The sequence below is a fragment of the Nitrobacter hamburgensis X14 genome, from assembly GCF_000013885.1.
Lineage (GTDB): Bacteria > Pseudomonadota > Alphaproteobacteria > Rhizobiales > Xanthobacteraceae > Nitrobacter > Nitrobacter hamburgensis.
The window spans coordinates 2665440-2683330 of sequence record NC_007964.1 but is presented as its reverse complement, the minus strand read 5'-3'; the positions used below and the strand labels follow the sequence as shown (position 1 = coordinate 2683330).

The 17891-nt window shown below is 59.5% G+C and carries 17 protein-coding genes; 4 read left to right on the top strand and 13 right to left on the bottom strand.

The genetic code is table 11. The features are described from left to right. Window positions 1-171: 171 nt before the first annotated feature. Window positions 172-1932 carry a D-alanyl-D-alanine carboxypeptidase gene (locus NHAM_RS12355; protein ID WP_011510883.1) on the bottom strand — a complete coding sequence of 587 codons (1761 nt, stop codon included), beginning with the start codon at window positions 1930-1932 and terminating at the stop codon, window positions 172-174. A 367-nt stretch (window positions 1933-2299) separates the two neighbouring features. On the opposite strand from NHAM_RS12355, the gene NHAM_RS12350 reads away from it, so the two are divergent. Continuing rightward, window positions 2300-2638, top strand: a complete 339-nt coding sequence (locus NHAM_RS12350) for a phasin family protein (protein WP_011510882.1) — start codon at window positions 2300-2302, stop codon at window positions 2636-2638. Between the two features lie 76 nt (window positions 2639-2714). On the opposite strand, the gene NHAM_RS12345 is transcribed toward NHAM_RS12350, so the two are convergent. Next, window positions 2715-4166: a TadE/TadG family type IV pilus assembly protein gene (locus NHAM_RS12345; RefSeq protein WP_011510881.1), complete on the bottom strand. Its 1452-nt coding sequence runs from the start codon at window positions 4164-4166 to the stop codon at window positions 2715-2717. 483 nt (window positions 4167-4649) lie between these two features. Here NHAM_RS12345 and clpS point away from each other — a divergent pair, with 483 nt between their 5' ends. Beyond that, window positions 4650-4982, top strand: a complete 333-nt coding sequence (gene clpS, locus NHAM_RS12340) for an ATP-dependent Clp protease adapter ClpS (RefSeq protein WP_041358064.1) — start codon at window positions 4650-4652, stop codon at window positions 4980-4982. A gap of 259 nt (window positions 4983-5241) precedes the next feature. Beyond that, window positions 5242-7641: an ATP-dependent Clp protease ATP-binding subunit ClpA gene (gene clpA / locus NHAM_RS12335; protein ID WP_011510879.1), complete on the top strand. Its 2400-nt coding sequence runs from the start codon at window positions 5242-5244 to the stop codon at window positions 7639-7641. Between the two features lie 242 nt (window positions 7642-7883). Here clpA and rplI read toward each other — a convergent pair whose 3' ends face one another. The 9 genes from rplI to NHAM_RS12295 form a co-directional block, all read right to left on the bottom strand. Next, complete coding sequence (gene rplI / locus NHAM_RS12330; RefSeq protein ID WP_011510878.1) at window positions 7884-8492, bottom strand: 50S ribosomal protein L9; 609 nt, start codon at window positions 8490-8492, stop codon at window positions 7884-7886. Window positions 8493-8534: 42 nt separating this feature from the next. Beyond that, window positions 8535-9521, bottom strand: coding sequence for a hypothetical protein (locus tag NHAM_RS12325; protein ID WP_011510877.1), 987 nt, complete (start codon window positions 9519-9521; stop codon window positions 8535-8537). Between the two features lie 712 nt (window positions 9522-10233). After that, window positions 10234-11199 carry a hypothetical protein gene (locus NHAM_RS24030; RefSeq protein WP_081434995.1) on the bottom strand — a complete coding sequence of 322 codons (966 nt, stop codon included), beginning with the start codon at window positions 11197-11199 and terminating at the stop codon, window positions 10234-10236. A 23-nt stretch (window positions 11200-11222) separates the two neighbouring features. Next, the gene (locus tag NHAM_RS24910) at window positions 11223-11633 is read right to left on the bottom strand and encodes an excisionase (RefSeq protein WP_198136928.1); all 411 of its coding nucleotides are present in this window, start codon (window positions 11631-11633) and stop codon (window positions 11223-11225) included. Between the two features lie 94 nt (window positions 11634-11727). After that, the gene (locus tag NHAM_RS12315; RefSeq protein WP_011510875.1) at window positions 11728-12318 is read right to left on the bottom strand and encodes a hypothetical protein; all 591 of its coding nucleotides are present in this window, start codon (window positions 12316-12318) and stop codon (window positions 11728-11730) included. 2 nt (window positions 12319-12320) lie between these two features. Further along, the gene (locus NHAM_RS12310; RefSeq protein ID WP_011510874.1) at window positions 12321-13043 is read right to left on the bottom strand and encodes a hypothetical protein; all 723 of its coding nucleotides are present in this window, start codon (window positions 13041-13043) and stop codon (window positions 12321-12323) included. A gap of 26 nt (window positions 13044-13069) precedes the next feature. After that, window positions 13070-13291, bottom strand: a complete 222-nt coding sequence (locus NHAM_RS12305) for a hypothetical protein (protein WP_041358062.1) — start codon at window positions 13289-13291, stop codon at window positions 13070-13072. Beyond that, complete coding sequence (locus NHAM_RS12300) at window positions 13281-13610, bottom strand: hypothetical protein (RefSeq protein ID WP_011510873.1); 330 nt, start codon at window positions 13608-13610, stop codon at window positions 13281-13283. The genes NHAM_RS12305 and NHAM_RS12300 overlap by 11 nt, the downstream gene beginning before the upstream one ends. After that, window positions 13607-14263: a Rha family transcriptional regulator gene (locus NHAM_RS12295; RefSeq protein ID WP_049769333.1), complete on the bottom strand. Its 657-nt coding sequence runs from the start codon at window positions 14261-14263 to the stop codon at window positions 13607-13609. Before NHAM_RS12295 ends, NHAM_RS12300 begins: the two co-directional genes overlap by 4 nt. 596 nt (window positions 14264-14859) lie before the next feature. On the opposite strand from NHAM_RS12295, the gene NHAM_RS12290 reads away from it, so the two are divergent. Next, window positions 14860-15321 (top strand): hypothetical protein, encoded by a 462-nt coding sequence (locus tag NHAM_RS12290; RefSeq protein WP_011508810.1) that lies wholly within the window; start codon window positions 14860-14862, stop codon window positions 15319-15321. 724 nt (window positions 15322-16045) lie between these two features. On the opposite strand, the gene NHAM_RS12285 is transcribed toward NHAM_RS12290, so the two are convergent. Both NHAM_RS12285 and NHAM_RS24025 read right to left on the bottom strand, forming a co-directional pair. Further along, window positions 16046-16561, bottom strand: coding sequence for a hypothetical protein (locus NHAM_RS12285; protein ID WP_041357530.1), 516 nt, complete (start codon window positions 16559-16561; stop codon window positions 16046-16048). Between the two features lie 547 nt (window positions 16562-17108). Next, entirely contained in the window at window positions 17109-17771 is a 663-nt protein-coding gene (locus NHAM_RS24025) for a LexA family transcriptional regulator (RefSeq protein ID WP_011510871.1), read from the bottom strand. Window positions 17772-17891 lie beyond the last annotated feature (120 nt).

Sequence of the window (17891 nt, the reverse complement as noted above, 5' to 3'; positions counted from 1 at the left end):
TCTCTGTTCAACGTCCCGTTTCGCCCGCCGTTGTCCGGCGTGGTCGATCGTTGTTTTCAACTGTATCCGCCAATTCTTGACGAGTGGTTTGCGTGGTGTGGGTTTTCGGCTGCGGAGATCACGCGCGCTGAAGGTCCCGGCGCCGTCAAAAAGACGACGCGCGCAGTGCGATCAATTTTTGATCGTGATGCAGGACATATCCGAACGCTTCAGGGTACGGCACACGGCTTCGGCCTCACTCCGGTCGAGGCCGGCGAAGCGGGCGCGGTACAGCTTCTTGTTGCCTTTGGCGACGGTCTCGGTGAAGGGATCGGCCTTGCCCAGCATGCCGCGGGCGCGGCCTCGCGCCGCATCGAGACGCTCGCGCGCCTCGCGCTCGGTTTCCAGCGCGCCGACCTGGATGATCCAGCCCGAATGCGATGCCACCGGCTTCACCGCGCCGTTGTGCTGAACAGCCTGCGGTTGAACCTTGGGCGCGGAATCCGCGTTCGCCATTGTCTGCGATGTCGGGGAGGGGACGCTGGAGGCCGGCAGCACGCCAAGGATGCCCTGGCCGGTGCCGAAGTTGGCAGGCTGCGGTGGCATGTTGGCCCGCGCCACGACAGACCCTGAGGTTTCCGGTGCTCCGTCGCGAACGGCCGCGGCGGCGTTGCCTGCGACCGGCGGCAACGACGGCGCCGACCCGGCCGAGGCCAACCTGATCGATCCCGCCCTGACCTGCACCGTCTTCACGCGCACCGGCTTCATCGGTTCGGTGGAGCCGGGAACGGCGTCGATCGGCGGGGTTTCGATGACGCCGCTCGTCAGGGGAGCGGGCTCGGGTCTGGGCCGCTTCTGTGGCAGCGCGGCGGTCGAGGCTGTTACCAGCGAGTGGGTCAGGTGAGCGGGACGTTCGGTCGGCAGCGCGACCGGCTCGGGTGCAGATGCAACCTGAACGGCGCCGTCGACCTGCTTCATGCCCTTTGGCCGTGAGCGCGCCTGATCTTCGGCCACCTGCGCATTGGCGTCGGCCGTGCTGCTCTCGGTGATGGCGGCGACCGTCCGCCGCGTCGCGGCCTTGTCGAGATTGTCGGTTAGCAGTTTGCGCATGGTCGCGTCGCGCGAACCGCTGCTGCGGCCTCCGAGGACGACGCCGACCAGGTGACGATTGCCGCGCTTCAGATTGGTGACGAGATTGAAGCCGGAGGACCGGATATACCCGGTCTTGATGCCGTCGACGCCGTCGACACTGCCGAGCAGATGGTTGTGGCCGCGAATGGTGCGGCCGCGGAATGTGAACGAGGTCGTCGCGAAGTAGCGGTAATAGCGCGGGAACCGGTCCTGCAGCGCACGACCGAGCGTTGCCTGGTCCCGCGCGGTGGTGACTTGATCGTCATCGGGAAGACCCGAGGCGTTGCGATAGACCGTCCGGGTCATGCCGAGAGCACGCGCCTTCCGCGTCATCATCCTGGCGAAGTCATCTTCGTCTCCGCCGACCGCCTCGGCGATCACGACCGCCGCATCGTTTGCGGACTTCGTCACCAGGCCCTTGATGGCGTCTTCGACGCGGATGGTCTGACCGCTTCGCAGACCGAGTTTCGTCGGGTCCTGCGCCGCCGCGTGCCCTGAGACCCGCATCTCGGTATCGAGATTGATCTTGCCCGCATCCAGACGCTCGAACAGCAGATAGAGCGTCATCATCTTGGTAAGCGATGCCGGATGACGAAGGCTGTCGGGATTGGTGGACGAAAGCGTCGCGCCGGAATTGGCGTCCACTATGATCGAGGCGAACGGCGGATTGTAGCTGTGCCGCGCCTGTTGGTGTTGGCGATGGTGGTGACGGGCGCGGCGTGCGTCGGCGTGGTCGATCGTGAAAACGACGGCGGCCAGTGCCGCCAGTCCGATTGCGCCAGCTCGCAGCACGCGCGAGGAAGCCAAGGTTGTGCGAAGCATGAACTCCCCCGTCCCCATTTCGACTTTAGTCACCGGTTCGTGAGGCAAAATTGTGCCCGACCGTCTGATTCGAACGTTCAGCGCGAACCGGTCTCCAGGCGAGGTGGCAGATCAGGTTGCCGTTCTGGCTAAGAGGCTGGTTTCACGGTGTTTTTCTGATTTTCCACCGGAACGCTCACGATGCGGAAATCAGCCTAGGGGGCCGGAGTTTCCAAAAGGTTAAGCAACTCTTGATGGCACCTGCTGGATTTGCGTCGAATCGTCAGTTTGTGCAGTGCGAAAAACACTTGCATTTTATTGTGCAGTGCACTATAACTTCATGAGAGAGCCGGAAGCACCGGCTGGTAACCCGGGAGAGGAATTCATCATGATCAAGATCGAAGAGATCCAGCAGCACGGAAAAGAGCAATTCGATGCGGCGGTGGCGGCCGCGGGCAGCCTCCAGAAGGGCGTTCAGGCCATCGCCATCGCCGTCGGCGACTATACGCGGAAGTCGTTTGAAGACGGCAACGCATTCACCGAGAAGCTCGCCGGTGTGAAGTCGCTCGACAAGGCCATCGAGGTGCAGACTGAATACGCCAAGACGGCCTACGAGACGTTCGTTGTGGAGTCGCAGAAGATCGGCGAACTCTACGCCGATCTCGCCAGACAAACCTACAAACCGTTCGAGGACTTCGCCGCGAAGTTCGTTCCGGTCGCTCGCTGATATCGCGAGACTATCCTCAAATGAAAAAGCCCGGCCATCATCGGCCGTGCTTTTTCTATGGGATGCTGCGCGGTCGTTACTTCGCGATGCGGAGCTGAGAGAGCGACGCTCCGATCTGGGCGAACGCGGAAGCAATTCCGCTTGCCGTACTGGTCGGGAAGAAGCCGTCGGTCGCGCAGTTCTTCAGGACGGTGGATTCGGGATCGCCGTCGGTGTTGACCTGGATGGTGTAGATCCGCGTCCTGCGGGTCGGATCGGTCTTGCTGATCGGATCGTTTTTGATGTTGTTGCAGAGCAGGGCCTGCCGCGTGTCGACCTGTGACGACCAATCTGAGCCGTTGCCGTACCAGCGATCCTGAGTGTTCAAGCCGTCGGACAGCAGGATGATCGCGTCGGTATATTTGTATTTTTCGTCCTTGGCGGGCGCCGGGAACGGCGCCGTGGGCTGTAGCATCATCCAGGCCATTTGCATGGCGATGGCCTGATTGGTGGCGCCGTTTGCTACGAGGTTGTTGATCTTGCCCTTGAGGGTGCTGTCGTCGGTCGAACTGTCGGATTCCTTCGAGTCGTAGGCCGACGTCATCGGCAGGATCGATGACGGGCAGGTGCTATAGTTCCGTGCGAGATAGAGCGTATAAGGTGTACTTGCGACAGGCTCGTCTTTCGTCGTGTCATAGTCTCCGCTACCGGGCTTCGACACAGGGCCGCGGTCGGTTACGCAACCTTTCCAACTGCTGATGTTTTTGGGAGTCCATGTCTTACCGGCGGCGATACACGAGCTTTTCGTGTTCGGCTTGGATTTGCCGCTCCCGCTGCAGCTGCCGTAGTTGCTGCTGCTGTTGTCGTAGCTGCCGTCTTCCCATTCGAGCCAGCTTGCAGTGTTGTTATTGGCACCCACATTGACCATAACGTTGAACGGGATGATCGAAATATACACGTCGCCTTCGGCCGTAGCGGACGCCTTGAGAGTATCAATCAGCTTTTTGGCCGCGATCTTCATTTGGACAAGTTTGCCGGCGCTGGACATTGAACCGGTGACGTCCAGCGCCATGGCGACGCGGAGCTTGGTGTTGCCCCAGGTCGCTGTCGAGTTTGTTTTGAAGCTGATCTGAGGAAAGCCCACCACCTTCATGAAGTCGGTCTGCACGTTTCCCGAGCCGGACAGGACGACGGTCGCCGGCGTCCCGTTGTTATAGGGCGTGTATACGGCGCTGACAGAAGCGCCCTGGGCATCCGTGTTGTGATACAGCGCATTGAAGTATTTCTGTGCCGCCGCAGTTACCTGATCCGCTGTCATCTGTGGGCTCGCCGCGTTGGCGTCCTTGGCAACCATTAGGGCAGCCGAATCCATTGCCGCCTGCATCGACGAGCGCGCTGCATTCGCCCGCGTATAGTCGACGGCGGCTCCGACGAAGCCGAGCATCGGCAGGAGAGCGATCGCAAAAATCGGTGCGATATTACCCCGTAAATCTTGGCCAAAACGGACGGCCGAACTGCGTATCCGTTCGCGAATTGACGTAGCAGACATGGCTGTCACCGATCCGTTGGTTTCAGCCGGCATGTCGAGCCGCAGGGCTAAACGGGTGGTAAAGTCGTCCTGAGAAAGCAGGTAAATAGCCGCATAAATTGAGGGGATACGCCGAAAGACTGCCGCCGTCGTCAACGGAGCTTAAATGGCCGCATCGGACATTCTCTTAAGGCGGGAGGACCTGGTTAACCATCGGCTCGATGGTCGGGCCGCGGGCAAAGTCCGTTTCGGGAGCAATTTACGATCTTGCGGACAGCCGAATACAGACCCATACTTAAGCCGTCCGGACCAGCCGACGACCGACCTGGACAGGCGGCCGTGAAAACTTGCCTGGATTGATACGACCGCGTGGCTACTTTGCCCGCTGTCGTTCATCCTGCGGAGATATTGAACGCTTGAGCCATGTTGAAGCTGCCTGCCATTCAAACATCTGGGAGTTCCGTGCTGCTGGTGGAGGATATCCGTTCAGCGCCTGCACCGAGAATGGGTAACGACGAAGATCGCACCGACGGGCGGGGCGATCCGGCCGCTTCGGTCATCACCAAAGTCAAACCGAAGACCAAGCGTCCCAATCTCTACCGCGTGCTGATATTGAACGACGATTACACTCCGATGGAGTTCGTCGTTCACGTCCTCGAGAAGTTCTTTCAGAAGGATGTGGAGGCCGCCACCGAGATCATGCTGCACGTCCACCATCACGGTATAGGCGAATGCGGCGTGTTCACCTACGAGATCGCCGAGACCAAGGTGACGCAGGTGATGGATTTCGCGCGCAAGCACCAGCATCCGCTGCAATGCGTGATGGAAAAAAAATAGCTGCACCATTCGGCGAAATCGGAACGGGATCTTGCGCCAACGGGTCTTGCAGGCTCCCGGATTTGGCTGGCGCGAATCCGCGCGTGGTTCATCCATGCCTCTGCGAGATTCGGACGAGATTCGGAACAGGATGACGCGATTTCTGCTCTGAATCGACCCTTCCCCCGGGATAGTGTATTACTATATTGTTGACGAAGGTTGTTGTTGCCTGACCGGGCGATGGCGATCATGATGGCCAAGAGACTGCAGAGGACGCGGAATGCCAACTTTTTCTCAAAGCCTGGAACAATCCCTGCATAGGGCGCTCGCAATCGCGAATGAGCGGCATCACCAATATGCTACGCTTGAGCACCTTTTGCTGTCGCTGGTCGACGATTCGGATGCGGCCGCTGTGATGCGGGCTTGCAGCGTCGATCTCGACAAGCTGCGCGGCAGCCTGGTGAACTATCTCGAAACCGAATTCGAGAATCTGGTGGCGGCGGACGCCGCCGACGACGCCAAGCCGACGGCCGGTTTCCAGCGCGTGATCCAGCGTGCGGTGATCCACGTGCAGTCGTCCGGCCGAGAAGAGGTAACGGGCGCCAACGTGCTGATCGCGATCTTCGCGGAGCGCGAAAGTCATGCCGCCTACTTCCTGCAGGAGCAGGATATGACGCGCTATGACGCGGTGAATTACATCAGCCATGGCATAGCCAAACGTCCGGGCGTTTCCGAAGCGCGTCCGGTGCGCGGCGTCGACGAGGAGACCGAATCGAAGAGCGGCGGCGACGACGCCAAGAAGAAGGGCGACGCGCTCGAGACTTATTGCGTCAACCTGAACAAGAAGGCGCGAGACGGTAAGATCGACCCGGTGATCGGGCGACACGCCGAGATCAACAGAGCGATTCAGGTGCTGTGCCGCCGGCAGAAGAACAATCCGCTCTTTGTCGGCGATGCCGGCGTCGGCAAGACCGCGATCGCGGAAGGGCTGGCCAAGCGCATCGTTGACAGCGAAGTTCCCGAGGTGCTGTCGGCCTCGACCGTTTTCTCGCTCGACATGGGGACGCTGCTGGCCGGCACCCGCTATCGCGGCGATTTCGAAGAGCGGTTGAAGCAGGTGCTCAAGGAACTCGAAGCGCACCCGAATGCGATTCTGTTCATCGATGAGATCCACACGGTGATCGGCGCCGGTGCCACCTCCGGCGGCGCGATGGACGCGTCCAATCTGCTCAAGCCCGCGCTGGCGTCGGGGACGATCCGCTGCATGGGTTCGACGACCTACAAGGAATACCGGCAGCACTTCGAGAAGGATCGCGCGCTGGTGCGCCGGTTCCAGAAGATCGACGTCAACGAGCCGTCGGTCGAGGATGCCATCGCTATCCTGAAGGGCCTCAAGCCGTATTTCGAGGACTACCACAAGCTGAAATATACCAACGACGCGATCGAAGCGGCGGTGCAGTTGTCGTCGCGCTATATTCACGACCGCAAGCTGCCCGACAAGGCGATCGACGTGATCGACGAGTCCGGCGCGGCGCAGATGCTGGTTTCCGAGAACAGGCGTAAGAAGACGATCGGCATCAAGGAAATCGAGACCACGATCGCGGCCATGGCTCGGATACCGCCCAAGAGCATGTCGAAGGACGATGCCGAGGTCCTCAAGCATCTCGAGCAGACGCTCAAGCGCGTCGTGTTCGGACAGGATCTCGCGATCGAAGCCCTGACGGCGGCGATCAAGCTCGCGCGCGCCGGCTTGCGCGAGCCGGAAAAGCCGATCGGCTCCTACCTGTTCTCCGGCCCGACCGGCGTCGGCAAGACTGAGGTCGCGAAACAGCTCGCGGCGGCGATGGGCGTCGAACTGCTGCGTTTCGATATGTCCGAATACATGGAGCGGCATACCGTTTCGCGGCTGATCGGCGCGCCTCCGGGCTATGTCGGGTTCGATCAGGGCGGCCTGCTGACCGATGGCGTCGATCAGCATCCGCATTGTGTGGTGCTGCTCGATGAAATCGAGAAGGCGCACCCCGATGTCTACAATGTGCTGCTGCAGATTATGGATCACGGCCGGCTCACCGATCACCACGGCAAGCAGGTCAACTTCCGTAACGTGATCCTGATCATGACCACCAATGCCGGCGCCTCCGACATGGCCAAGGCTGCATTCGGCTTCACGCGCAGCAAGCGGGAAGGGGATGATCACGAAGCGATCAACCGCCAGTTCTCGCCTGAATTCCGCAACCGGCTCGATGCCACCGTCTCGTTCGGCCATCTCAGCACGGACGTCATCGGCATGGTGGTCGAGAAGTTCGTGCTACAGCTCGAAGCCCAGCTTGCGGATCGTTTTGTGACGATCGAACTATCCGAGCCGGCCAAGGCCTGGCTGGTCCAGCATGGCTACGACGAGCAGATGGGCGCCCGGCCGATGGCGCGGGTGATCCAGGAGCACATCAAGAAGCCGCTGGCGGACGAAGTGCTGTTTGGCAAGCTCAAGGGCGGCGGCCATGTCCGCGTCGTTCTGGTCAAGGACGAAGCGGTCGCCGGCGTCGATCTCGAAAAGATCGGTTTTGAGTTCCTCGAGGGGCCGGTCACGCCCAAGCCCGAAAAACTTCCGGGTGCCCGCAGGCGGCCCCCGCCTCGCAAGCCGAAGTCCGGCGGTATCTCGAAGGAACCGCTCAAGGTCTGAGGGTAACCGCAAAGAATCAAACGGCCGGCACTTCAAGTGCCGGCCGTTTTGCTTTGTGGACAGGTGCGGCCGCTGAAGCGGATCGGATGTCGGAATCGGACCACGATAGCGTTTTCAAGCAAAGCATGTCCTCGGGCTTGACCCGAGGATGGATTACCTGTTCGCGTGAAGAAAACGCGTCAATTTTCGCTTCCGATGTTATGGGAAGCGAAAAGGTTCGAGCGTCGTTCGCGCCGCCGGATTCACTTCTCCTCGGCGGTCTGCTCGCCCCCGGCTTCGGCGACATCGTCGGGCTCTGCTTCCGGATCGAAGAATTCGCCGGCGGCGGCGATCGCCTCCGCTGCGGCATCGCGATCCTCCCGTCGGGTGCTGATATCCTCGCCGCGCTTGATGCGCTCGGCTTCGTCGGCGCTGCGGGCGACGGTCACCATGACATGGGCTTCCACCTCCGGATGGACCGCGACCGTCAGCTTCTGCTGACCGATCGTCTTGATCGGCGCATCGAGCCAGACCTGTGGGCGGCTGACAGTGATGCCGTCCTCGGCCAGCGCGGCCACGATGTCGCGTACCGTGACCGAGCCAAATAGCTGACCGGTCTCGGACGCCTGGCGGATGATGACGATGTCGCGGCCGTCGATCTTCTCGGCGACTTTGGCGGCTTCGCCCTTGGCCTTGATGTTGTTGATTTCAAGTTCGGCTTTCATGCCGTCGTATTTGGTTCGATTCTCGGCGGTCGCACGCAGGGCCTTGCCGCGTTTGAGAAGGAAGTTGCGGGCGAAACCGTGCTTCACCTTCACGACATCGCCCATCTGGCCGAGCTTGGCCACGCGTTCCAGCAGAATGACTTCCATGTTCGATCCCCTTGTTCGGAGTTGAGCGGGTTTGCGTTGAATTCACGATTTAGGTGCGAGCGGCGGAGGCATGTGCCGTTGCAGGTAGCGTTGGCGAAATCCGAAAATCGCGTCGCCGATGCCGATGCCGACCATCGTGATGAGGGGCCAGACGAACACCAGCACGACGGCGTAGATGCAGGCGAGCCACAGCGTGCGGCCGCGTTGCGCGAGCGTGATCGTGTGCAGTACGGCGAAACCCACGAGCGCATACGCCATCATCAGGCACGCGGTGACGATCTGGGCCAGCATGGCCGGCAGTCCGCCGACGAAGCACAGCGCCAGAGCCACGGTCGTCGCAACCAGCGCCATTGGCGGGAGCGTTGTTGTTTTCATATCAGGCCAGGGGCGTCGCAGCCGGCCAGAGGTGGCGGTGACCTTGGCCGCGAGCCACACGTTGAGCGTCAGCGTCGTCATCGCGATCGTTGCGGCTGCGGCGGGAGCGATGGCCACAAACGCATCGACGAACTCCGAGCTGCGATCGCGTGACGCCGCATCCTGCACATTGACAATGTGCTGCAATCCGCGGCGCAGCGTATCCGCAATCGTCGATGCGTCGGAACCGAGCGTGAGCAGCGCGGCGGTCGTGGTCAGGGCGGCGAAGCACGCGATCCAGATCAGAATGCGTCCGAGTGGATACCAGTCAACAGGCGGCGGCCCGGCCGGAGCCGCGCCGGTGCCGTGCTGCGGCGCATCGGCCGTGACAGGGCGGCCGAGCAGGACCAGGTGCCCGAGCCACCACGCCGGTAGTGCGACGGTCAACACGAAGGCGGCGGAATAGGACGGGCCGAAGATGCCGCCGAGCCCGGCGCCGGCCAGAGCGCCGCCGATCGCCGCGCAGGTCGGTCCCCATCCCATCGCCGCGACCATCAGCGGCAGTGGGGCCAGATAGAACAGCAGCAGTGAGACGAGCGCTCCCGAAATGATCGAGGCGAACATCAGCGCCGACGCGCAGCCGGCTGCAACTGCAATGAGAAGGTTTCTGATCATCAGCTGTCCCGCTCCTTTCGAGCGGTTAGATTGCGGTCAGCGAAATATCGCAGCCGAACCAACTATTTAGAGTTCTGAGGGGGTGGTCCGTACCAGTTACCGTACCAGAAACACCCCTGAAATGTTCATGGCCCCCTACGGGGCCATGGCGGCTTGTAGGGCATCTTGCCCGGCGGATCAACTTCATTGGCGGAGGTACAGGCGAGGGTTTCTACGCGCGGACGCATGCGCAGTCCGATTCAAATATTGACGGAGCCAGACCCAAAGAAGTAACGGGAACGTCACTGAACGCGGCAGGACGGTCATTTCCACCGAGCAACTGACCTGCTCAAAATGCTGGCGAGCTGAAGCCGCCGGACTAATCCTCTGAAGTTTTGATCCGATTGTTGGTCCACACTCCTGATTTGTTAGGAACTGTACTAAATTAGCGACGTTATAGCCTCATCATCGACCGTCCCCTGGTAACCATCGATGACTGAGAGCAGCGGCTCCCGCCAAGCGGAGCGGATCGATGTGCAGTAAATGCGAAAATCTGCGTCAAACGATTGCCCGCATTCGCGGGTTTCTAGTGGATCTAACAGATCCGAGCAGCATCTGCCTGACTAAGGCAGACATGCACGCCTTCGAAGAAAAACTGGCTGTGTTGGTCGTCGAGCACCAACATGCGCTGAAGTAAGGCCGCCTCAGCGGGCCGGCCTCTTTCGTCGCATCCTTAACGTCCGAACGTCTGCGCGGCGCCGAGCAAGGTGTCGAAGGTTCCCGGCATGACGTGCCGGTACGTCTTCCGGATCGTGGCGACGGATACCCCGCAATAAAGGCTCACCGTCTCAATATCGACGGCCCGGCCGGTCCGCCGGTCCGGCGTCAGATACCAGGTGATCGCCGTGTGCCGGAGGGTATGGCGCAGAATCTTACGCTCCTTCACGTCCGTGTCGAGCCCTGCCGCCTTTACGGTCGTGGCCCACGCCTCTTTAACGACCGACACCGGCCGGCCCTGCCATTCGATCACCGAATGCTCTGAGATACCCAGGCGCTTCCAGCGGCGCATGTGAGCCAGCAGCCGCGGCGGCAGCGGAACTGTCGGCTGCTTTTTGCTGGTCGCCTCCTTGTTGTCCGGCTTCCGTTTGAAGATGCCGCTGTCGAGATCGACATAGCCGCGGCCGATCGTCGGCATCACCGCTGCGTTGCAGATGTCGCCATTCCGACTGCCGGTGTAGATGCCCACCAGGATATAGCGGGCGACATGGCGGGCGGTGAGCTGGCCGCGCCGGCCGAACCCGTTCGACTTCTGCCGCGCGCGCCAGGCTGCCCAGATCAAGCGGGCAGCCTCGTCCCGGGTCAGCCAGCGCTCGCGCGCCTTCGACGGCGCCGGCAGCACCGGCCGGAATTTGGCCTGCACCCCGCCGACCTTGTGCTTGATGTGCCGGTTGATCGCGGCGGCGAGGATCTTCAGATCTCGGTAGGCGGCGCTTGGGGCGGGCAGGTCGGTCCCGACCACAATCCGCTTCTCGCCGACCTTTTTCATGACTGAGGCGTTGCGCTGCGCGGCGTATTCTTGCTGCAACTCGCCATCGAGGTCGCCTACAGTGCGGTCACCAAACCAGTTTCCCATGTTCTGGCAAACGGTGATCAATTCGCGCTTGCGGTGCGCCGGCATTGATGAAGCCGCGATGCGCATAATCTCGACAGCGAGGGCATCCGCTATCTTGATGCTATTCGGATCACTTTGGCTGATCGCTTTTTGCGGGTTGTGCTTTTTGAGGATGTAGGCCGCAAGTTTTCTTTCAGCCCCTCCGCGATCGCGTTCATCGCAGCCAGTGCCGAGGGTCCGTTGTCCGTCTCGGATGACCCAGGTTGGATGCCGGTCGCTGGATCTTTGGAGGGCAAGTCGGGGGCCTTTGCTGGGACGCGGCATAACGCTCTCATTTCCTCAATCGCCGACAGGGTGACGAAATACTTTCCGGCGATCTTTTCGTGTGCGAGCTTTTTCGCGACAACCAGCCGCCGCAACGAAGCCGCGGTCATCGACCCGCCAGGGAAGCCCAGTTCGGCCGCTACCTCAAGCCTCAGGGGCGTGGTTGGCGTGACAGTCTCGGGTGCCGGAAAATTCATGTCCGCTATCCACAGGCCCTACGACCAATCCCCCCGGACTCCGGGACCGGGGAGGGGGATAGTCGCGGATCGCGGGCCGGCCATGCGTACAGCATCAGATGGTTCCATGGAGGCGTTGTGGACCGTCCGGCGACAACACCTTGGCAATTCCCCGGAGGCAATCGCATGCGAGTTCATCGAACTCACACCCATCGTAAAACTCCAGGAGGTAGAAGATCAGCGCTGACGCTGCTTTCGCGGTGCGCGGCGGCTCATCAATGAACGACTGGATGATATTCCAACGTTCCTTGACGAAGGCTTTGATTTGCCGGTCGATCTGGTAGACACCCGCCGCCTTGTTCCAGCGCAGGCACTCAGCCTTCCGTTCCCGGTAGCGACGCTTGGCATCCAGATACTCTCGCTCGACGACATCCGCAGGCATGCCCTGGTCAAAGAACTCGCGGCGCGCCCTCTTGATCTCATCGCCACCGATGGCGGAATAGTAATGCCACGCGATGAGGGCGAGGGGCCGCTTACCGTAAATCTGCTGCGCTGCTGCGATGGTCTGATCTTCCGCCTCCGAGAGAGCCAGGACCTGTTCGCCAAGAACCTTGTGACGACGGATGCGGTCGAACGTGGTGTCCTTAAGAGGCGGCGAAGACGTCGGAATGGCTTTGCTGGGACTGGAAAAAGGAAGCTGCAGCATGATCAGCGCCCCACATTCTCAGTGTCGATTTTGAGGGACTTCAAGACCGATCGAGCGCGTGAAGTCAGGCTAACGGAATCCAGAAAAACGTCAGTTCGTTTGCGCGTCCCTGTTTTGAGGGCCTTGTGCACCGCGTCATCGAATAAAACGTATTGCAGCGCATATTGTGGATCGCCATAGAGCTCGCAGCTCAGAGTGAAAAGTTCCTCGATTAGAAAAGACTGATATCGCTGTAGTAACCCCGCGCGCGTTAACCGCCGTCCCTTTGAGGCTTTACCCGGAATCTTCTTCGGTTGCCGAAAAGCCGTGGCGCGCTTCAGGTTGGCCGCGATTTTCCGAAACTGAGTTGCATCAACCGCTTCCTCGATGCTGTCGGTCTCGAGACAGTCAAGGTAGTCCACGACAGCCTGCACTTGCCATGCAACGTCAGAAGCCGAGTTGCACTCAGCATTCACAATGGCGTCGAAAATCTGATTGAAGGGCGTCATCGCAGCAGCCAGATCAGCTTCGGAATATTCGCCCGCTGTGAGCGCATCCGCTGTGATCCCGTCCACTTTCGCTCTGGCCTTTTTCAGCCAATAGACCAGCATCGGAATGGGCTGGTTGTTCAGGTCGAAGCCAGCCGGCGTTGTGCCGAAGATCGCATCGACTGCATCGACACCGGCCGGTTTGGCGACTTGCGGACAAGGGACAGTCTCAGCCGGTCTTTGTGGAAGCTGAAGCATTGCTGTTCTCCGATCGGACGCGCCGATCACGCTCCGCAGAAGATTGCGGACCAGAGTGCGGCGGTTGAAATGAAGAGGGCGATGGCGACGATCAACGCGGCGCCCTTGTGGGAGGTTTCCACCGACGGTGTAAACCTGCTGACGCCCCTTGCACCCAGAAGCTCCATCCTGCGCTTATCGACAGGAGCGCTATTGCCGACCGTGGACCAAACAAGCTCGGTAAAATTCGCGACGCGCCTATTGAGCATCGATCTGCTCCACGAGCGCGCGGAAGATGTTGGCGCAGTCCCGAACCGCGCGGATATTCGACGCCTGGCTGTCATCCCGTTCGCGCAGGCCGGTGGTCGCGAGGTTGATGTTTGCGTCGGTCGCCCATTCCACGAATGCACGCGCCGTGCCATAGACGTGGGTCCATGCAGCGTCTGCCGGTGTCGGCGGCACATACAGCGGGTTCTTTCGGGACGGCGTTCTACGGCGTCTAAGGCCGCACATCGCCGCATCCACAACAGCCTCGCGAATGGCGGCCGGGGTCGGTCCTTCGCCGCGATTTGAGGATTTATCGATCACGGCTTCACCTCCCGCGGGGTGATCCGAATCCAGTCGGGAGCATGCTTTGCAAAATGCTCGACGCCTTTCGCCGTAACCCAGCCCCGCAGATGCGACTCGCCGTTGGCGTCGAGTTCTGGCCGGATCTCAAAAAGACCACGGCGGACGAATTGCGACCGCGGCATCAACTTCTTGCCGCGATAAAACAGATGGTCGATCTTCAGCCAGTTGCAGAACTTGTTCGGGTAGCAGCCGGCGGCGGTGCCAGCTTCTTGATACCCGAGCAAGCCATCGGCTTTTACGAACTGGTCGTAAAACTCGACCTTAGGCTGTTGCTCAATGAGTAGCGTGTGCTGTTGTTCGATCTGACGCGCTTGGTCTGCCGCGAGCTGCAAGGCATCGGCAAAGGATTGCGGTAGGGCGCGGCCACTGGTGGACTCCAGCTCCTGCCAGCGGTCGACGAGCCGGGCAGTGAACTCCGGGGAGAGTTGGGCGACGACAATGTAGCTGTCGCGCTTGCCTATCCGGTACTCAGTAGCCTTCCGCCCTAGCGTGTCGGGGTATTCCACCGTTGGTGGAAGACCGATTACACCCCGCTCAACCAGGCGTTCGACCGTGCGCTTGACGCTGTCGTGCCGGCTCTCGACCAGCTCCGCGATCTCGCGGCTCGACATCGTCGGCGCGACGCCAGTGGCGAACGGGGTGGGCTGTGCGGCGGTTGCTGGAAGGTGAAGCGCCGGGACAGTCGATGACTGGCTGTGCGCGGATACTGCGGATCGCATTCACTCTCTCCCCGGTCCCTGTGGTGTTGGATCGTGAGAAGAGTATTTCGAAAAACAGAAAATCAGTCAACTATAAAATTTCGATAATCAGAAAATACATTCAGGCCCTGTCTCCGAATCAGGGGACTCGACTCTCGTCCGCGATCAAGGTTTTATGAGAACATAAGAAGAACAAACGGGGCGGGCTGTTGGAAGCGTTTTTGTTGAATTGCTCGGATTGCGGCCGGGCAAGGCGGATTACGACGGAGGCATTGGCAGCGATCGGATTGGAGCCCGGTCGGGATACCTGGGGGCGGTTTCACTGCTCGGAATGCCGACATGCCGGCGGTGAGGGCAGAAACATCGTGGTCATCAAAGTGGAGAGTAGAAATGAGCCAGATCACCTATTACGTCGTTCAGCCGTTCGAGTTGGATAAGAACGGTATTAGGTAGCAAACTCACCAAGCAATGGATGGTCTAGCGAGCCGCGTTTTGCGACCTTCCTGCCTATGTCCGACTCCATCCGCCTTGCCCGCACCGATACCTACGAGCACACCATTTCGGGCTTGCTCAAAAAGCGCGCCGATCTGTTCAACGAAGCCGAGCGCATCCGCGATCGAATGGCCGAAATCAAAAACGACATTAGCGCGCTGGATCGGGTGCTAGGGACGCTCGGTTATACCGGCGATCTGGACGCCGAAATGCCACGCCAGAAGCGGCAAGTCCTGTTCGGGCGCGGAGAGCTAACGCGGGCGATTTTGGACGAGCTACGGGATGCGCCGCGACCGTTAGGAAGCCGAGAGATAGCTCAAGGAATTGTTGCGCTGAGCGGTCAGGACGCGCGGGATCGTAAGTACGTAACGGACCTGACAAGGCGGGTCAGCAAGGCGCTTCGGATGCTCAAAGAGAGCGGGTCGGTACGGTCTCTCGGGGATTGCAAGGGTAATTTGCGATGGACGTTGCAGTCTTGAAACTTCTATCCTAAAACCTACCTGCTCGCGCATTGGAATAGGGGTATCTTCACTCCAACGAATCATTGACATTCTGAGCGATCTTTGATGCTTGGAGTTGATTCGTTGCGCCTGTTCCCTTAAGCATCTCAAATCGTTGAGGTTCCAATAGAGAGCTGGAACCTTTGCGGCTGGTTTTTGTTTTTTTACGTTCGGCCGCTACAGATCGTAGTGTCCTTACCTGGAGTGGACACCATGCCTAACTCAACAGACCTTCGCCTTCTCGCCCCAAAGGCTTTCCCTTCCCATGCTTATAAGCAGGAAAGTGAAATCCGAAATGACAATAACAGCGAGAAAACACGCGAAGATTTGTGGCTTGAAGCTGCTCGGCTTCAACGGGCTGAAATTTCGGCAAGCCAAGTCGACTTTCTTACGGAACTTCGCAGGCGCACCCGATAGTAATTTAGCAATTTTGAGGTAAGCGTGCCTGTCGTAAATGTCGCGGCGGATGATATTATCGCGCGTGCGAAGTATTTCCGGCAGCGGGTGGAAATCCAGCTAGCGGCACCAGCCCCGGCCCGTCTCAGAAGCTACCAGTCACGCGCCAACGCGACCGATAGCCTCTGACGGTACTGAATAGCCTTATATTATCATGTACCACCTACCTTTCGACCCGCCTTCAACGGGTGCCGCACTTGGTTAGAGATCAGCCGGACCCTTGCGGGTCCGGTTTTCGTTTAAACGGTCAGTCAAGGATCGACTCGCCCGTATTGTCATTCGTCGGCGGCTCTTCAATCTCGTCTTCGCCGCGAACGGCTGCGCTAGCTTTTGGCTTCTTCACATTCGGGTACCACGCCAACAGTCCAAATTGGCCGTTCGGCAGCTTGTGAAACAATGCCGTATTCTTCGCGAGCGAATTGCGCAGAGATTTTTGCGCGATGTCCTCCGACTTCGTATCGAACTCGTACCCACCGGCAACCAACGAATCGTAGATTTCACGATTAGCTGCCGCGCCGAGGTTCTGTGCGCGCCTCATCTCCAGAATCGTCCGAACCGATGCAGCGAGTGGCTGGCCGTAAAACTGATCTGACCGAATCTGAGTAGGCAGCGCCGTAGCAGCGCTCTCCAATGAATAGGCTGGCGGACGGCCGATAGCGCCGCAGAGCGTGTTGACCGTCTCTTTCTTCTTTCGCAGCGACGCTTCTTCCGCCGTGATTTCGGCGGCCAGCTCGCTGATGACCTGATCGACCGTTTTGGACATGGAATCGGCTTCCGGTTTTAAGACTTCACCCGTATATGGTGAGTCGGGTTCCCCTGCAACGGATATTTCAATGCACTTTTCCATCATCAACACCGTTGATTGTGTTGCGAATTTCGCAACATGTTCAAGTTGATGCGTCCCAAAGAAGGTAACGCGATGATTTCTAACAGATTCACAGAATCAAAATGGCCGCGCGTTGCGGCCTGTGGGGTGGCTAATAAGTCGCTTGGTGAGTTTGCTACCTAATACCGATGAAATCCCGAAAGGCAGGGATTACCGCTCGGGCGTGTTCGGCGGCTTCTCGAGTGAGCCAGACAGAGAGCCCCCAGCTTTTACATTTTGCTTTGTCGCACGGCCGTCCAATTTCGGCGTGCGATTGGATATCGCGGGCTCTCATAGGCAATCTTTTGACTGCTTTCAGTAAGGGCCCTGCGTAGGGCTGTGATGAAGGTGGCGGACAATAGAACGGGCAGTCAGAATGGAAAGGTTCAACCATAAATCTCGCTTAGCCCCTAACACGTTGTAGTTAAAACACTTATAACGATACTCACCCCAACAAATCCCGCAGCGTCAGCACGCGCCAGACGTTCTTCACCTCGCCCATATCAAACTCGATATCGGCCGGCGGGTTGAACTGCTGGCAGTAGAGCCGCAACCCGGTTCGTCTCACCAGCCGTTTTAGGAAGCCTTTGGACTGGTCGCCCTCCTTCTCGGGGTAGATCTCGACCACGATGTCATCGCCTGGCGCCGGCGGTCGAAGCTGGATGTAGATCAGTTCCCCTGGTCCGAAGCGGGGAGCCATACTTTCGCCAGCCACGTTAAGGGCTTCCACGTCCTTTGCGTTGGCGATGCCGGGCGGACGTTTCACCCTATCAATCACATCTCCGAAGTAGAAAAACCCGTCGTCGCCACCGACGGCGACACCGCGGACGCTGACGGTGCGTTCCCCGGTATTAGGCCAGCCTTCGCTGACCTTGGTGACTTCGGACTGTTCCGGACCGGAGGGGTGGATGATTTTGGTCTGTTTTGGCGGCGGCGGCGCCGACTCAAGGTATTCTTTCACGATCGGGATTTCTCGCGCTTTTAGCTCGCGCGTTCCCTTGAGTAGACTTGTGATGGCCGAGGGTGCCCGGCCAAGCGCCTTTGCTAGGCCGGTCTGGCTTTTGCCCGGCTTCTTTAGCCCCTCAATAATCCATTCAACGTCAGACATTTACACAGCTTCCTGAATTTCAGAAAGGCTGTCGATTACGAAAATCGGAAATTTATCTTGACGCAATGTTCTGATTATCAGAACATTGCAGTTATGGAGCCAGCTCATTCGATCATCCAC

Coding starts and splice junctions, on each gene's coding strand:
- NHAM_RS12285 (WP_041357530.1), bottom strand. CDS start 16,561: ATGTCCAAAACGGTCGATCAGGTCATCAGCGAGCTGGCCGCCGAAATC.
- NHAM_RS12325 (WP_011510877.1), bottom strand. CDS start 9,521: ATGATCAGAAACCTTCTCATTGCAGTTGCAGCCGGCTGCGCGTCGGCG.
- clpA (WP_011510879.1), top strand. CDS start 5,242: ATGCCAACTTTTTCTCAAAGCCTGGAACAATCCCTGCATAGGGCGCTC.
- NHAM_RS12290 (WP_011508810.1), top strand. CDS start 14,860: ATGTCCGACTCCATCCGCCTTGCCCGCACCGATACCTACGAGCACACC.
- NHAM_RS12310 (WP_011510874.1), bottom strand. CDS start 13,043: ATGCTTCAGCTTCCACAAAGACCGGCTGAGACTGTCCCTTGTCCGCAA.
- rplI (WP_011510878.1), bottom strand. CDS start 8,492: ATGGAAGTCATTCTGCTGGAACGCGTGGCCAAGCTCGGCCAGATGGGC.
- NHAM_RS12295 (WP_049769333.1), bottom strand. CDS start 14,263: ATGTCGAGCCGCGAGATCGCGGAGCTGGTCGAGAGCCGGCACGACAGC.
- NHAM_RS12305 (WP_041358062.1), bottom strand. CDS start 13,291: ATGCTCAATAGGCGCGTCGCGAATTTTACCGAGCTTGTTTGGTCCACG.
- NHAM_RS12355 (WP_011510883.1), bottom strand. CDS start 1,932: ATGCTTCGCACAACCTTGGCTTCCTCGCGCGTGCTGCGAGCTGGCGCA.
- NHAM_RS12350 (WP_011510882.1), top strand. CDS start 2,300: ATGATCAAGATCGAAGAGATCCAGCAGCACGGAAAAGAGCAATTCGAT.
- clpS (WP_041358064.1), top strand. CDS start 4,650: ATGGGTAACGACGAAGATCGCACCGACGGGCGGGGCGATCCGGCCGCT.
- NHAM_RS12345 (WP_011510881.1), bottom strand. CDS start 4,166: ATGTCTGCTACGTCAATTCGCGAACGGATACGCAGTTCGGCCGTCCGT.
- NHAM_RS24030 (WP_081434995.1), bottom strand. CDS start 11,199: ATGCGCATCGCGGCTTCATCAATGCCGGCGCACCGCAAGCGCGAATTG.
- NHAM_RS24910 (WP_198136928.1), bottom strand. CDS start 11,633: ATGAATTTTCCGGCACCCGAGACTGTCACGCCAACCACGCCCCTGAGG.
- NHAM_RS12315 (WP_011510875.1), bottom strand. CDS start 12,318: ATGCTGCAGCTTCCTTTTTCCAGTCCCAGCAAAGCCATTCCGACGTCT.
- NHAM_RS24025 (WP_011510871.1), bottom strand. CDS start 17,771: ATGTCTGACGTTGAATGGATTATTGAGGGGCTAAAGAAGCCGGGCAAA.